Origin of the sequence: Azospirillum sp. OGB3 (genome assembly GCF_014192915.1) — a bacterium.
Classification (GTDB): domain Bacteria; phylum Pseudomonadota; class Alphaproteobacteria; order Azospirillales; family Azospirillaceae; genus Azospirillum.
Window position 1 is genome coordinate 797,298 of the sequence record NZ_JACHYN010000001.1, and the last position, 12,296, is coordinate 809,593.

General features: G+C 69.4%; 14 protein-coding genes and 1 rRNA gene. 8 read left to right on the forward strand and 7 right to left on the reverse strand.

Translation table 11 applies throughout. The annotated features are described in order from the left end of the window. Positions 1-30: 30 nt before the first annotated feature. Positions 31-1,077 (reverse strand): DMT family transporter, encoded by a 1,047-nt coding sequence (locus FHW79_RS03770; protein ID WP_183177685.1) that lies wholly within the window; start codon positions 1,075-1,077, stop codon positions 31-33. Between the two features lie 133 nt (positions 1,078-1,210). Continuing rightward, positions 1,211-3,409 carry a penicillin-binding protein 1A gene (locus FHW79_RS03775; RefSeq protein ID WP_183177686.1) on the reverse strand — a complete coding sequence of 733 codons (2,199 nt, stop codon included), beginning with the start codon at positions 3,407-3,409 and terminating at the stop codon, positions 1,211-1,213. Positions 3,410-3,617: 208 nt separating this feature from the next. Here FHW79_RS03775 and FHW79_RS03780 point away from each other — a divergent pair, with 208 nt between their 5' ends. Then, positions 3,618-3,929, forward strand: coding sequence for a polyhydroxyalkanoic acid system family protein (locus FHW79_RS03780; RefSeq protein ID WP_183177687.1), 312 nt, complete (start codon positions 3,618-3,620; stop codon positions 3,927-3,929). A 7-nt stretch (positions 3,930-3,936) separates the two neighbouring features. On the opposite strand, the gene pspF is transcribed toward FHW79_RS03780, so the two are convergent. Next, on the reverse strand, positions 3,937-4,938 hold the full coding sequence (gene pspF / locus FHW79_RS03785; protein WP_183177688.1) for a phage shock protein operon transcriptional activator: 1,002 nt from the start codon (positions 4,936-4,938) through the stop codon (positions 3,937-3,939). Positions 4,939-5,102: 164 nt separating this feature from the next. On the opposite strand from pspF, the gene FHW79_RS03790 reads away from it, so the two are divergent. From FHW79_RS03790 to pspC, 4 genes are all read left to right on the forward strand, one after another. Continuing rightward, positions 5,103-5,249, forward strand: a complete 147-nt coding sequence (locus FHW79_RS03790; RefSeq protein ID WP_014239099.1) for a hypothetical protein — start codon at positions 5,103-5,105, stop codon at positions 5,247-5,249. Positions 5,250-5,311: 62 nt separating this feature from the next. Then, the gene (gene pspA / locus FHW79_RS03795) at positions 5,312-5,983 is read left to right on the forward strand and encodes a phage shock protein PspA (protein WP_183177689.1); all 672 of its coding nucleotides are present in this window, start codon (positions 5,312-5,314) and stop codon (positions 5,981-5,983) included. Between the two features lie 113 nt (positions 5,984-6,096). After that, positions 6,097-6,324, forward strand: coding sequence for an envelope stress response membrane protein PspB (gene pspB / locus FHW79_RS03800; RefSeq protein WP_109067670.1), 228 nt, complete (start codon positions 6,097-6,099; stop codon positions 6,322-6,324). 45 nt (positions 6,325-6,369) lie between these two features. Continuing rightward, on the forward strand, positions 6,370-6,771 hold the full coding sequence (gene pspC, locus FHW79_RS03805) for an envelope stress response membrane protein PspC (protein WP_183177690.1): 402 nt from the start codon (positions 6,370-6,372) through the stop codon (positions 6,769-6,771). A 71-nt stretch (positions 6,772-6,842) separates the two neighbouring features. Here the strand turns inward: pspC and FHW79_RS33190 are convergent, their stop codons facing one another. From FHW79_RS33190 to FHW79_RS03820, 4 genes are all read right to left on the reverse strand, one after another. Then, positions 6,843-6,965, reverse strand: a complete 123-nt coding sequence (locus tag FHW79_RS33190; RefSeq protein WP_257722214.1) for a hypothetical protein — start codon at positions 6,963-6,965, stop codon at positions 6,843-6,845. A 137-nt stretch (positions 6,966-7,102) separates the two neighbouring features. Continuing rightward, on the reverse strand, positions 7,103-7,645 hold the full coding sequence (locus FHW79_RS03810; RefSeq protein WP_183177691.1) for a hypothetical protein: 543 nt from the start codon (positions 7,643-7,645) through the stop codon (positions 7,103-7,105). 7 nt (positions 7,646-7,652) lie between these two features. Beyond that, the gene (locus tag FHW79_RS03815; protein WP_183177692.1) at positions 7,653-8,276 is read right to left on the reverse strand and encodes a hypothetical protein; all 624 of its coding nucleotides are present in this window, start codon (positions 8,274-8,276) and stop codon (positions 7,653-7,655) included. Positions 8,277-8,542: 266 nt separating this feature from the next. Further along, positions 8,543-10,111 (reverse strand): DUF3369 domain-containing protein, encoded by a 1,569-nt coding sequence (locus FHW79_RS03820; RefSeq protein WP_183177693.1) that lies wholly within the window; start codon positions 10,109-10,111, stop codon positions 8,543-8,545. 319 nt (positions 10,112-10,430) lie between these two features. Here FHW79_RS03820 and FHW79_RS03825 point away from each other — a divergent pair, with 319 nt between their 5' ends. The 3 genes from FHW79_RS03825 to FHW79_RS03835 form a co-directional block, all read left to right on the forward strand. Further along, positions 10,431-10,904 carry a DUF411 domain-containing protein gene (locus tag FHW79_RS03825; protein WP_183177694.1) on the forward strand — a complete coding sequence of 158 codons (474 nt, stop codon included), beginning with the start codon at positions 10,431-10,433 and terminating at the stop codon, positions 10,902-10,904. Between the two features lie 113 nt (positions 10,905-11,017). Continuing rightward, positions 11,018-11,722 (forward strand): phosphatase PAP2 family protein, encoded by a 705-nt coding sequence (locus FHW79_RS03830; RefSeq protein WP_183177695.1) that lies wholly within the window; start codon positions 11,018-11,020, stop codon positions 11,720-11,722. Positions 11,723-12,205: 483 nt separating this feature from the next. Beyond that, positions 12,206-12,296, forward strand: a 16S ribosomal RNA gene (locus tag FHW79_RS03835); the annotation flags it as partial.

Genomic DNA, 12,296 nt, shown 5'->3' on the forward strand with positions numbered 1-12,296 from the left:
CCCGGGCCGGGTGACGGGGCGACGCCGCGCTCAGTGTCGGTGCGCGTGGTGGGCGTCGGGAAAGTGCGCGTGCCGGTGCCGCAGGCGCCCGTGGTGGTGCCGGTGGCTGTGCGGTTCGGTCACCGGACCGTCGTGATGGTGCCGGTGGTGCTCGTCATGGACGTGCGGGTGATCATGCTCGATCTCGTCATGATCGTGTTCATGGTCGTGATCCTCGGTCAGGTGCAGCCAGACGCCGACCCCCATCAGGACCGCCGCCGCCGCCAGCCCGAGCGTCACCGGCTCCCCGAAGATCGCCAGGGAGGCGATGCCCCCGACGAAGGGGGCCGTCGAGAAATAGGCCCCGGTGCGGGCGGCGCCGATGTGGCGCAGGGCGACCACGAACAGCACGAGGCTGACCCCATAGCCGAGCAGCCCAACCAGCATCGCCGCCGCCGCGGTCGGCACGGCGGGCGGGCCGTCGCCGAGCGCCAGGGCGATCCCGACATTGACGGTGCCGGCCACCAGCCCCTTGATGGTGGCGATGTCCATGGGATCGGCCAGGGACACCTTGCGGGTCAGGTTGTTGTCCACCGCCCACATCAGGCAGGCGGCGGCGACCGCGGCCGGTCCCCAACCGCCGGCGAGGCTCACCGGTCCGCTCCAGGACAGAACGACCGCTCCCGCCACGATGGCGACCATCCCGGCGACGAGCCGCCGGTCGACGCCCTCGCGGAAGACGAACCAGGCCAGCAGGGCGGTGAACACCCCTTCCAGGTTGAGCAGCAGCGAGGCGGTCGAGGCCGGCGTCGCCGTCAGGCCGGCCATCAGCAGCACCGGCCCGGCGACACCCCCGGCAGCGACGGCGGCCAGCAGCCAGAGCCATTCGGCGCCGCGGAGGCCGCGCTCGCCGCGCTGTTGTGACGCCGACAGCTTGCGGGCCAGCCGGAGCAGCCCCAGCCCGGTTCCGGAGCCGAGATAGAGCAGGCCCGCCAGCAGCCAGGGCGACAGGTCGTGGACGAGCAGTTTCGCCAGCGGCGTGCTGACGCCGAAAAGGGCCGCCGCCAGGATGGCGGTCGTCGCACCGGTTTGGGGCATGAGCGCCTCGCACGCCGAGTGAGGAAACCTATGCTCCCACCCTAACCCTCCCCGGCTCCCGCGGGGGAGGAGACCGATCCTTCTCCCCTGCGAAATCGGGGGAGGCCCGGGGTGGAGACCCGTGTACGCCCCCTCAACGCACCGGATTGCCGTAGTCGTACTGCACCTGGGGTGCGCTGCCCTTGCCGGTCAGGCTTTCGATCAGCGAGCCGATGCCGGAGGCCACACCGCCCGAAGAATTGGAACTTGGCCCGCGCGCGGGCGCCGGGGCCGCCGCCGGGGTGGCGCGGGCGGGCTCCGCGATGCCGGAGGCGACGTAGGCGGGGGCGCCCTCCATCCCCGGCAGGGGGCGGGGCGGGCGTCCGGCGTGGGCGTCCAGCATGAAGCCCTGCCACAGCTTGGCCGGCAGCGAGCCGCCGGTGACCCGCTTCATCTCGGCGTTGTTGTCGTTGCCCAGCCATACCCCGGCGACGAGGTCGGCAGTGAAGCCGACGAACCAGGCGTCGCGGTAGTCCTGGGTGGTGCCCGACTTGGCCGCCGCCGGGCGGTCGAGCTTCGCCGCCTTGCCGGTGCCGTACTCGATGACGCCGGTCATCATGCGGGTGAGCTGCACCGCGTGCACCGGGTCGACCACCGGGACGGAGCCGCCGGCCTGCCGCCGGTACAGGACGTTGCCGTCGCGGTCGCGGATCTCGGTGATGGCGTAGGGCCAGACCGGCGCGCCGCGGTTGGCGATGCCGGCGTAGCCGCGGGTCAGCTCCAGCAGGTTGACCTCGCTGGTGCCGAGCGCCAGCGACAGGTCCTTGCCCAGGGGCGAGTTGATGCCCAGACCCGCCGCCACCCGGCGCACCCGCTCCACCCCGATGCGCTCGATGATCCGCACGGTCGCGGTGTTGGAGGAATGGGCCAGCGCGTTGGCCATGGTGACGGTGCCGCGGAACTTGCCGTCGTAGTTGCCGGGGCTCCACCCGCCGATGCGGACCGGGGCGTCCTCGACCGGGCTGTCGGGCGACCAGCCGGCCTCCAAGGCGGCCAGATAGACAAAGGGCTTGAAGGCCGAACCGGGCTGGCGCATCGCCTGGGTGGCGCGGTTGAACTCGCTGTTGTCGTAATCCCGCCCGCCGACCAGGGCGCGCACCGCGCCGTCGGTGGTCATGGCGACCAGAGCGCCCTGGCGGGCATTGGCGCCGCCGCCGGGGCCGGACAGGATCTCCTCCAGACGCTGCTCCGCCGCGCGCTGCAGCTTGAGGTCGAGCGTCGTGCGCACCACCACGTCGCCGTGGCCGGAGCCCACGAAGGCCGAGACCAGCTCCGTCACCCAATCGGCGAAATAGCGCCCGTCGCCGCCCGCCTTGCGCTTGGCCGAGGGCGGGGCGTTGCGCGCCGCTTCCAGCTCCTGCGCGGTGATGAAGCCGGCCTCCACCATGGCACCCATCACGACGCGCGACCGCTCCGCCGCCTCGTCCGGGTTGGAGGACGGGGCGTAGCGCGAGGGCGCTTTCAGCAGGCCGGCGATGATCGCCGATTCCCGCAGGTCGAGCTGGGTCGCCGGCTTGCCGAAATAGGTGCGCGCCGCCGCGTCCACGCCGAAGGTGCCCGCCCCCAGATAGACGCGGTTCAGATAGGCGGTGAGGATCTGGTCCTTGGTGAAGCGGTGCTCCAGCCACAGCGCCAGCATGGCCTCCTGGATCTTGCGCTTCAGCGACTTCTCGGGCGTCAGGAACAGGTTCTTGGCGAGCTGCTGGGTGATGGTGGAGCCGCCCTGCGCCGAGCGCCCGGACCGCCAGTTGACGTAGAGCGCGCGGGCCAGACCGATGGGGTCGACGCCGAAATGCGAATAGAAGCGCCGGTCCTCGATGGCCAGCACGGCATGGATCAGATGCGGCGGCAGATCGCGCACGCCCAGCGTCGTGCCGTGCAGGTCGCCGAAGCGCGCGAACTCCGACCCGTCGGCCGCCAGCACGGTGACCGAGGCGCGCCGTTCGAACTGCGCGACCTTGGAGATGTCCGGCAGGTCTAGGGCGAACCAGGCCAGCACCGCGCCCAGCGCGATGCCGCACCACACCCCCGCGACCATACCGGCATAGACCAGCGTGCCGAGGATCGTCCGCCGCTGCCCGTTGCCGCCTCTGGCCGCTTTGGGAGCAGGCTTGCGCGGCGGCGGGGCGGGTTTGCGCGGCTTCTCGGCCTTGGGTTTCTCAGCCTTGGGTTTCTCGGGCTTTTCCGGCTTGGGCGCGCGCTTGGGCAGGCGGGGGCGCAGCGCCGGCTCCTCGCCGCGCGTCTGGATGGGGCGCGGCCCCGCAAAGAGTTCGCCCGGTCGATCGTTGCTCACGGCGCGGTCGCGGCCCCCAAGAAGTCCATGCCCGATGAAATCTGTGATGGAAAGCTATACGCCGCCGCCCCGTTGCGACGAAAGAGCGCCCTCGAAAGAGATAAGATTTGTCTTAGCACCGTTGCAGATGGATGACGGGGGTGGAAGAAAAGCCGCCGCGGACTGTTGTTTGCCATGAATAAGCGTTGACGCAGCGGAGAGCCTGTTCATGTCGAAGCCCCTGACCGTTTCCATTCCCCACAAGCTCGGCCGGGACGAGGCGAAGCGGCGCGTGGCGGAGGGGGTGGAGCAGGCCCGCTCCCACCTCGCCGCGGTCGCCAGCAGCATGGACGACCACTGGACCGACGACCGCGTGGATTTCCGCGTGGTGGCGATGGCCCAGACCGTCACCGGCTTCATCGACGTGCAGGACGACAGCGTCACCGTGGAGGTGCAGCTTCCCTGGGCGCTCGGCCTGCTGGCCAACAAGGTGAAGGACCGGCTGCAGAGCAAGGGCACGCTGCTGCTGGAGAAGAAATAGCCGCTCCCTACTCGGGCTTGCCGATCAGCCCGTGCTTCTTCAGCAGCCCGCGAAGCTGGTGGTAGCCGAGCCCCAGCGCCTCGGCGGTCTGGCGCTGGTTGAAGCGGTGGCGCTCCAGCGCCGTTTCCAGCAACCCGGACTCGAAGCGCCGCACCTGCTCCTGGAAGTCCCCGGTGGGAATGGGCGCCTCCTCCGCAGTATCCGGTGACGGGGCGGGTGCCGCCGGCGCGGTCGGTCGCCAAGCGGAGGCGAAGGGGTCGAGCAGGATTTCCTCCACCAACCCTTCCGGGTCGGACGCGGCGACGGACCGCTCCACCGCGTTGCGCAGCTCGCGCACGTTGCCCGGCCAGCCATGGTCAAGAAGCTGCTCCAGCGCCCGCGGGGCGAAGCCGGGGAACAGCGACCGCTCCAGCTCCCGCACCATGCCCAGCGCGAAATGCTCGGCGAGCACGGGGATGTCCTCGCGCCGGGCGCGCAGCGGGGGCAGCGTCACCACGTCGAAGGCCAGCCGGTCCAGCAGGTCGGCGCGGAACCGCCCGGTCTCGGCCAGCGCCGGCAGGTCGGCGTTGGTCGCTCCGATCACCCGCACGTCGACGGTCTGGGTCCGCCCGCCGACCCGCTCGATCTCGCCATACTCCACGGCGCGCAGCAGCTTTTCCTGAACGGCGGCGCTGGCCGTGGCGATCTCGTCCAGGAACAGCGTGCCGCCGTCGGCCTGCTCCACCCGCCCGATCTGCCGCCGGATCGCCCCGGTGAAGGCGCCGGCCTCGTGCCCGAACAGCTCGGAATCGAGAAGGCTCTCGGTCAGCGCGGCGCAATTCACCTTCACGAAGGGACGGTCCCAGCGCCGGGACAGGTAATGCAGGCGGGCGGCTATCAGCTCCTTGCCGGTCCCGCGCTCCCCGATGACCAGCAGCGGGCGCTCCAGCGGCGCCACGCGGGAGACGTGGGCGAGGACCGCGTGGAAGGCCGGGGACTCCCCGAGCAAGGAAGGCGGGGTGGGCTGCATGGTCAAAACGGCGAAGGGTTTGCGGATTTCTTCATTCTATCGTGAAAAAGGCGATGATCCAACCCTGGTGTCCAACCGTGCGCTCCAGGAAATCCAAGGCTTTGCGGGAATTTCCGGCTTTGGCACGGCCATTGCGAGGAAGGGAGCCAAACAAGGAGACCCGCATGAGCCACTACAGCGACTACCACCGCCGCTACACCCGCGAGGCCCGTCCGCTGGCGGCGCGCATCCGGACCTACCTGACCAGCCGCCCGACCGAGAGCTGGGCGTTCTTCGCCGCCGGCCTGCTGATCGCCACGATCCTCGGCTGATAAACCCCAGGCCTGACGAAGACCAAGCCCAACCATAAGCGCCAAACGAGGGACACATCCCCATGAGCATCTTTTCGCGCCTGACCGACATCGTGCAGTCCAACCTCAACTCCCTGCTCGACCGCGCGGAAGACCCGGAGAAGCTGATCCGGCTGATCATCCAGGAGATGGAGGACACGCTGGTCGAGGTGCGCTCCTCCACGGTGAAGATCATCGCCGAGCGCAAGGAGATCGAGCGCCGCATCGCCGACCTGCACCGCGAGCGCGATTCCTGGGACCGCAAGGCCGAGACCGCCCTGACCCACGACCGCGAGGACCTCGCCAAGCAGGCGCTGATGGCCAAGTCGCGCGCCGCCGAGGAGGCCGACGTCCTGACCGCCCAGCTCGCCCAGGTCGAGGAGGCGCTGTCCAAGTCCAACGAGGACATCGGCCGTCTTCAGGCCAAGCTGACCGACGCCAAGAACCGCGAGAAGGCGCTGGTCGCCCGCACCAAGACGGCGGCCAACCGCGTCCGCGTCCGCTCCACCCTGCATGACGAGCGGATCAACGACGCCTTCTCCCGCTTCGAACAGGTGGAGCGCAACCTCGACGAGCTGGAAGGCCGCGTGGAGGCCTACGACGTCGGGCGCACCAAGACGCTGACCGAGGAGATCGCGGAACTGGAGGCCGACAAGAAGGTCCAGGACGAGCTGGCCGCGCTGAAGGCCCGCGTCGCCGCGCGCCGGGGAAGCTGATCCCACGCCGGCGCCGACACCGCGGCCCCGACACCGGCTGCGGCTGTTGAACCCCCTCTCCCGCCGCCCGGCGGGGGAGGGGTTTCCCGAACAACAAGAAAGGCCGTCCCCCGATGAGCGGTTTCAGCTTCGTCCTCGCGGTGCTCTTCATGACCGTGGTGGCACCGCTTTGGATCATCTTCCACTACATCACCAAATGGCGCGGGCAGCGCGGGCTTTCGGCCCAGGACGAGCAGCTTCTGGCCGAGCTGTGGGACATTTCGAACCGCCTGGAGGGCCGGATCCACGCGCTGGAACGGGTGCTCGACGCGGAGTCGCCCAACTGGCGCGACAAGCTGTGAGCCTGCCGCATTCCCCCCTCAATCCGACCTGACGGGAGCCCGACGATGGACCGTTCTTCGCCCTACGACTCGCCCAACCCGCACCGGCTCTTCCGCGATCCGCAGCGTGGCGTGGTGGGGGGCGTGTGCGCCGGCATCGCCGATTACTTCGGCTTCAGGCCCGGGCTGGTGAGGCTGGCCCTGGTCCTCGGCCTGTTCTTCTTCATGCCGCCGGTGATCCTTGCCTACGTGATCGCGGTGCTGGTCCTGCCGGTCAAGCCGCCGGCGGTCTACCGCAACCCGGACGAGGAAGCCTTCTGGCGCGGCGTGTCGATCAAGCCCGACCGCACCCTGGCCGGCTTGACGCAACGCTTCCGCGATTTTGAAAAGCGCGTGGGGAACCTGGAAGCGCACGTCGCTTCCAAAGAGTACGAACTCAACCGCGCGATCCGCAACCTGGACCGCTGACGACAGCCCCGGAGCGCCTCCGGGGCAAGGCCGCCGCCTGACCGAAGCGCCGCGTTGAGCGGCGCCGGGGGTCAGCGCCGACGGCGATCCCGGCTGCGCACGCGCACCGGCTTCATGGCCGGGCGGGCGGCAGCGAGGCCGGCGAGGGCCGCAGCCATCGCCCCAACGAGCACGACCAGATCGAGATCCATCATGGCTCCTCCGCTTGACCCGATCAGAATGACGCAACTGTGAAGGACATGGTAGCGAAAAGAGGTGACAGCAACCGTCCGTCCGGCAGATGACCGCCACCGGGGCTCCCCCAAACGGGGAGGCCTATCCGTCCGGACCGTCAATCGAGGTAAGGCTTCACCGAAAGAATGGAGAAGCCCTTGTGTTCGGGATAGCGGGCGTTGGTCTTCTCCCGGGCCTTTGCCTCGTCCAGCCCCCAGACCAGAAAGCGGCGCCCCCTCTTCCAGCGCTCGCGGGCCGTCTTTTCCAGGACCGTCTTCTCCAGGCCGCCGGTGACCCGCGCGCCATAGTCGGCGTGGGCCACCGTCACCACCCATCCGGCGTCCGCCGGCGTGCGCCGGTCGTCCAGGACATAGACACGCCGGTCCACCGCGCCCGCCGCCGCCAGCCGCTGTTCCAGCTCTTCGCAAGCCAAGTCGATGGAGTCCTTGCGCCGCCGCGCCGCGCGCAGATCGCGTGCCTGGTCCAGCGTGGCGCGGGCGAGGCGCTTGAGGCGCTCCACCTGGGCCTGCCGGCGGGCCGCGGCGCTGGCGATGCGATCCTCCGCCGTCCGGAGCCGCCGCCGCGCCGACAGGAGCGAGACCGCCACCGTCGCCACGCCCACCAGGGCGGAGAAGAGATAGGGCATGGATGGATGGCCCATGGCGCCCTCAACTCGCCTTCGCCAGGCGAAGAGCGCCGTCCGGGCCGGAATCGCCATGGCCGGCAATCGCTCCGCCGGCCGTGGCCGGCTCGCCCTGCGGCGCCTCCTGAATCCGCAACACCACATAGCCGAAGGCGGGCGGGTAGCGCCGCTCGATCTCGGCGCGGGCCACCGGCATGGTGCGTGCCCACACCTCGACCGTCTGGGGTCGCGCCCAGCCGGAGTCGATGAAGGCGTGCTGCGCCTGCTGGTTGGCGCCGCTGCCGATGTATTTGTTCGCGACCTGCGCGATGTAGCAGGGGGTGCCGGCGACCTCCTCGCCGATCAGCCGCAACAGGTCGTCGCCGCGGTGCTGAAGGTCGCGCAGGCGCCGCTCCAGCGTCTGGCGGCGGCGCAGGGCTTCGCCGATGTCCTTTTCGGCCTTGCGCAGGTCGTCGATGCGCTGCGTCCTGCGGGCTTCGAACCCAGCCTCCAGTTTGGCGCGTCGGGCGATGGTGTCGCGCAGGCTTCCGGTGCCGAGCCGCCGTTCGATCGCACGCTCGCCCAGCAGGGCCGCCGCCTTGCCGATGCCGAAGCCCAGCCCGGCCAAGGCGAGCGGCAGGAAGAGCGCCTGGGCGTAATCGTTCCACATGGCCGTGGTCCTTCACTCCCGAAAGGAACCGAGGCGGGAGCGACCCGGAGTTCCTTCGTCGCTGTCGCCGTCCCGCGGTATCGACAAGGAGGGAGCGGTAATTCACGCTGCGCGCGTCTTCAACGCCAAAGTGCGGGGCGGGTGAAGTTCGCAAATTTTGTTCAAGCCGGAGAAATTTTTGCAACCGTCCGTCTTTCCTGCCATGTGCGGGCGGCGGGCAAACCATTCTGTTCTTTGCGGGGCGCACTCGCCCGCGTCGCGGTGGGTCAGCGACGGGCCGTCGCGTCCGGCTTGTCCGCGACGCACACGCGGTCCCGTCCGGCCAGCTTGGCCTCGTAGAGCGCGGCGTCGGCGCGGCGCAGGGTCAGTTCGATGGTGGGCTCGGCGGGGCTCCATTCGGCCACGCCCAGGCTGGCGGTGATGGGGATGGACCAGCCGTCGGTCATCACCGGGCTTCCGGCGATGGCGGCGCGCACCCGCTCGGCCACGATGCACGCCCCGGCAAGGTCGGTCTCCGGCAACAGGGCAACGAACTCCTCCCCGCCAAAGCGGGCGATCTGGTCGGAGGTGCGCAAGGCCTCGCGGGCGCGGACCACCGCCGTGCGCAGAGCCTCGTCCCCGGCGGCGTGGCCGTGGCCGTCGTTGACCGCCTTGAAGTTGTCGAGGTCGAGCAGGAAGACGCTGAGCCGCCGCCCGTGCCGGTGCGCACGCCCCAGCTCCGCCGCGGCAAGATCCAGGAAATGCCGGCGGTTCCACACGGCGGTCAGCGGATCGACGGTGGCCAGCCGCTCCAGCTTGGCGTTCGCCGCCTCCAGCGCGCGGGTGCGCTCGGCGACGCGGGCCTCCAGCGTCTCGTTGGCCTCGCGCAGCCGCTCATACAGGCTGACGTTGGCGAAGCTGATGGCGATCTTGGAGGCGAACACCTCGACCAGCGCGCGGTCCACGTCGTCCAGTGGCCGGTCGGTGTGGATCCAGGCCGCCACCTCGTGCCCGTCGGGTACGCGGATGAACAGGGTCGTCTCGTTGGCGCCGTAATGGCTGCGGCGGCTGCGGAAGGCGTCGGTGATGCGGCCGGCGAGGGCCGGCGGGATCATCGCCCCCGGCTTCACCGCCTCGGCCGGTGACGCCGTCCGCCCGGCCGCTTCGGCGTAGCAGCCGGCCCCGGCCAGCACGTAGAAGGCGCCGTCCGGCAGCGGGCGGCCGGCGGCGCCGCGCTGGGCGCACAGGATGGCGTCGGGTGTCACCCGCAGGAAGGCGGACAGCTGCGTCAGCACCCCGGCCGCGAACTGCTGCATGCAGCGCAGTTCGAACAGCCGGTCGGTGGACTGGATGATCTGCTGAAGCCCGCGGCGGTTGGTCTCCAGCGCCACGATGTCGGCGTAGGCGCGCAGGGCCGCGACAACCGACGTGAACAGCTTCTTCGCCGTCAGCTCCGCCTTGGACTTGTAATCATTGATGTCATAGGCGAGGACCACGTCCTCCTCCGGCGCCTGTCCGGGCTGGCCGGTGCGCAGGATGATGCGGATGGCGTGGTTGCTCAGCTCCTCGCGGATGGTGCGGACCAGCCGCAGCCCGGCGTCGTCCGTCTCCATCACCACGTCCAGCAGGATGATGGCGACGTTGGGCGTGCAGCGCAGGATGGCCGAGGCCTCGCCCGCCGACAGGGCGCTGAGGAGCGACAGGCGCCGCCCCTTGTAGCGCAGGCCCCCCAGAGCCAGCCGGGTGACCGCATGAACCTCCGGATCGTCGTCCGCGATCAGCACGGTCCATGGCTCCGCCCCGTCCTCGGGCGGTGGCGGCTGGTCGTCGTCTGCGAACAGAAGGTCGGTTTCCATGCTGTGCGTTCCGCCCGTCCTGCCCGTCCGTTCAGCCTGTCGCCGGCCAACAACCGGTTCCCCGGCGGTGCCCCGGCCAGGGTTTGCCACGCGGATTGCTGCCATTCAGCGGTAACCGATGCAACTTCCCCTGCGCAACGGGTTCGTTATCCTTATGGAATGAATTTCGTCCTTTCGCAACTGCCGGTCCGCGGCGCGTCGTTTGACCACGATCAAAGCGGGCGGCGGCGGCGGGCGGCAGACTGCGTTGAAACGGGATGGCCGCAAGCCATCTTTCCGCAAGTCTGTGAGGCGGGTGTCGCGAATGTTGGATCGTCGGATGTTTCTCACGGCCATGGGGGCGAGCCTGACGGTGGGCGCTATGGCCATCGCGGTGCGCAGCTTGGCTGGCACGGGCCCTGCCGCCGCCTCCACCTCGGCGGGCAAGCCGGAGGTGATGGTGTGGAAATCGCCGACCTGCGGCTGCTGCGGCGGCTGGGTGGATCACATGCGGGCTGCCGGCTTCCCGGTGACCGTGCAGGAGGTCGACGATGTGGAGCCGGTGAAGGCGCGCCTCGGCGTGCCCGTCCGGCTGCAGTCCTGCCACACCGCCCTGGTCGGCGGCTATGCCCTGGAAGGCCATGTGCCGGCCGACAGCGTGCAGCGGCTGCTGCGTGAACGCCCGGCGGCGGTCGGCCTCGCCGTTCCCGGCATGCCGCAGGGCTCGCCGGGCATGGAAACCGGGGTGAAGGACCCCTACGACGTCGTTCTGTTCGGTGGGGCCGGCGGCGACAACGTGTTCGAGCGGCGCTGACGCTTCCGGGATAAGACCGATACCCTGCACCCGCAGGGCTTGCGCTTCCGTTCCTTCCCTCCAGAGACCGGCCGGCCAAAGACCGGCCGGCTTGGCGGAACGGAGGGAACGGCGTGACCACGGCATTCGATCTCGTCATCATCGGCTGGCTGAACGGCTACAGCCGCGCCAGCATGGCGGCGGACAAGGCCATCTATGTCATCGCCCAAAGCGACCTGCTGAAGGGCGGCGTGCTGATGGCCCTGCTGTGGTGGTGCTGGACCCGGCGCAGCGGGCGGCTGATCGGGCCGGACCTTCACGCCGTGCGCACCATCGCCGGAGCGCTGCTGGCCATCGCCATCGGGCGCGGGATGCAGAACTTTTTGCCGATGCGCTTGCGTCCGGTCCATGATCCGGAGCTGGGCTTCGTCGTTCCTTATGATGTGAACGCCTGGGCGGTCGACGGCTGGAGTTCCTTTCCCAGCGACCACGCCGTGCTGTTCTTCGCGCTGGCCGCGGCCCTGTGGTGGTCGAACCGGCTGGTCGGCGCCTTCGCCTTCCTGTGGACGCTGATGGTGATTTGTTTGCCGCGCGTCTATCTGGGGCTTCACTTCCCGACGGACATCCTGGCCGGCGGGGTGGTCGGCGTTCTCATCATGGCGGCGGTGCTGGCCGCCCCGGTGCCGGAGCGGTTGACCCGCCGCCTCCTTCATTGGCAGGAGGCGCAGCCGGGGATCGTCTATGCGTTGGCCTTTCTCGTCACCCTTCAGATGGCGACCCTGTTCGCCAACGTCCGCCGGCTGATCGAGGGGGCGATGACCGTCCTTTTGGGCTTGTGATGCGGTGCAGCGAGAAAAATGCGGAGCGATGAAAAAAGCACTTGCCGGGCTAATCCAACCCGCCTATAACCCGGCGTCCCACGACGCCGGGGCCGCTGAGAAGCGCGACGGCGGCAAGGGAACGGCAGAGATGCCGAAGACGAGACGAAGTAAAGTCGACCGGCGTGAAAACAAAGGCTTGACAGACCGCTTCGGATCTTCTAGATAAGGCGCCCCGACGCGCCGCACCGAACTCCGGTGACGCAGCGCAAGACGGGCAGCGGTCCTCGATGAGGATCGCGGGATCTTGGATATCGTTGATACCGTGTTGTGAGAAGGGATGCGCAGGCGGCGGTTTTGACCGTTGGCCGCGGACCGGTTCCGGGTGGGACTGGCATCGCGGGTCGCTTGAGCATCTCGGTCAAGCAGTAAGAGACGAACAGTTTCGAAGGCTTGGGTGAGGTCGTTTTGGCGACCCTTTCAAGTGGGCTTCGTGCCCAGCTTGAACCTGAGAGTTTGATCCTGGCTCAGAACGAACGCTGGCGGCATGCCTAACACATGCAAGTCGAACGAAGGCTTCGGCCTTAGTGGCGCA

Excerpts from the sequence above, each read along its gene's own strand:
- FHW79_RS03810 (WP_183177691.1), bottom strand. The coding sequence starts at position 7,645 with ATGGGCCATCCATCCATGCCCTATCTCTTCTCCGCCCTGGTGGGCGTG.
- FHW79_RS03825 (WP_183177694.1), top strand. The coding sequence starts at position 10,431 with ATGTTTCTCACGGCCATGGGGGCGAGCCTGACGGTGGGCGCTATGGCC.
- pspC (WP_183177690.1), top strand. The coding sequence starts at position 6,370 with ATGGACCGTTCTTCGCCCTACGACTCGCCCAACCCGCACCGGCTCTTC.
- FHW79_RS03815 (WP_183177692.1), bottom strand. The coding sequence starts at position 8,276 with ATGTGGAACGATTACGCCCAGGCGCTCTTCCTGCCGCTCGCCTTGGCC.
- pspB (WP_109067670.1), top strand. The coding sequence starts at position 6,097 with ATGAGCGGTTTCAGCTTCGTCCTCGCGGTGCTCTTCATGACCGTGGTG.
- FHW79_RS03790 (WP_014239099.1), top strand. The coding sequence starts at position 5,103 with ATGAGCCACTACAGCGACTACCACCGCCGCTACACCCGCGAGGCCCGT.
- pspA (WP_183177689.1), top strand. The coding sequence starts at position 5,312 with ATGAGCATCTTTTCGCGCCTGACCGACATCGTGCAGTCCAACCTCAAC.
- FHW79_RS03820 (WP_183177693.1), bottom strand. The coding sequence starts at position 10,111 with ATGGAAACCGACCTTCTGTTCGCAGACGACGACCAGCCGCCACCGCCC.
- FHW79_RS03780 (WP_183177687.1), top strand. The coding sequence starts at position 3,618 with ATGTCGAAGCCCCTGACCGTTTCCATTCCCCACAAGCTCGGCCGGGAC.
- FHW79_RS33190 (WP_257722214.1), bottom strand. The coding sequence starts at position 6,965 with ATGATGGATCTCGATCTGGTCGTGCTCGTTGGGGCGATGGCTGCGGCC.
- pspF (WP_183177688.1), bottom strand. The coding sequence starts at position 4,938 with ATGCAGCCCACCCCGCCTTCCTTGCTCGGGGAGTCCCCGGCCTTCCAC.
- FHW79_RS03770 (WP_183177685.1), bottom strand. The coding sequence starts at position 1,077 with ATGCCCCAAACCGGTGCGACGACCGCCATCCTGGCGGCGGCCCTTTTC.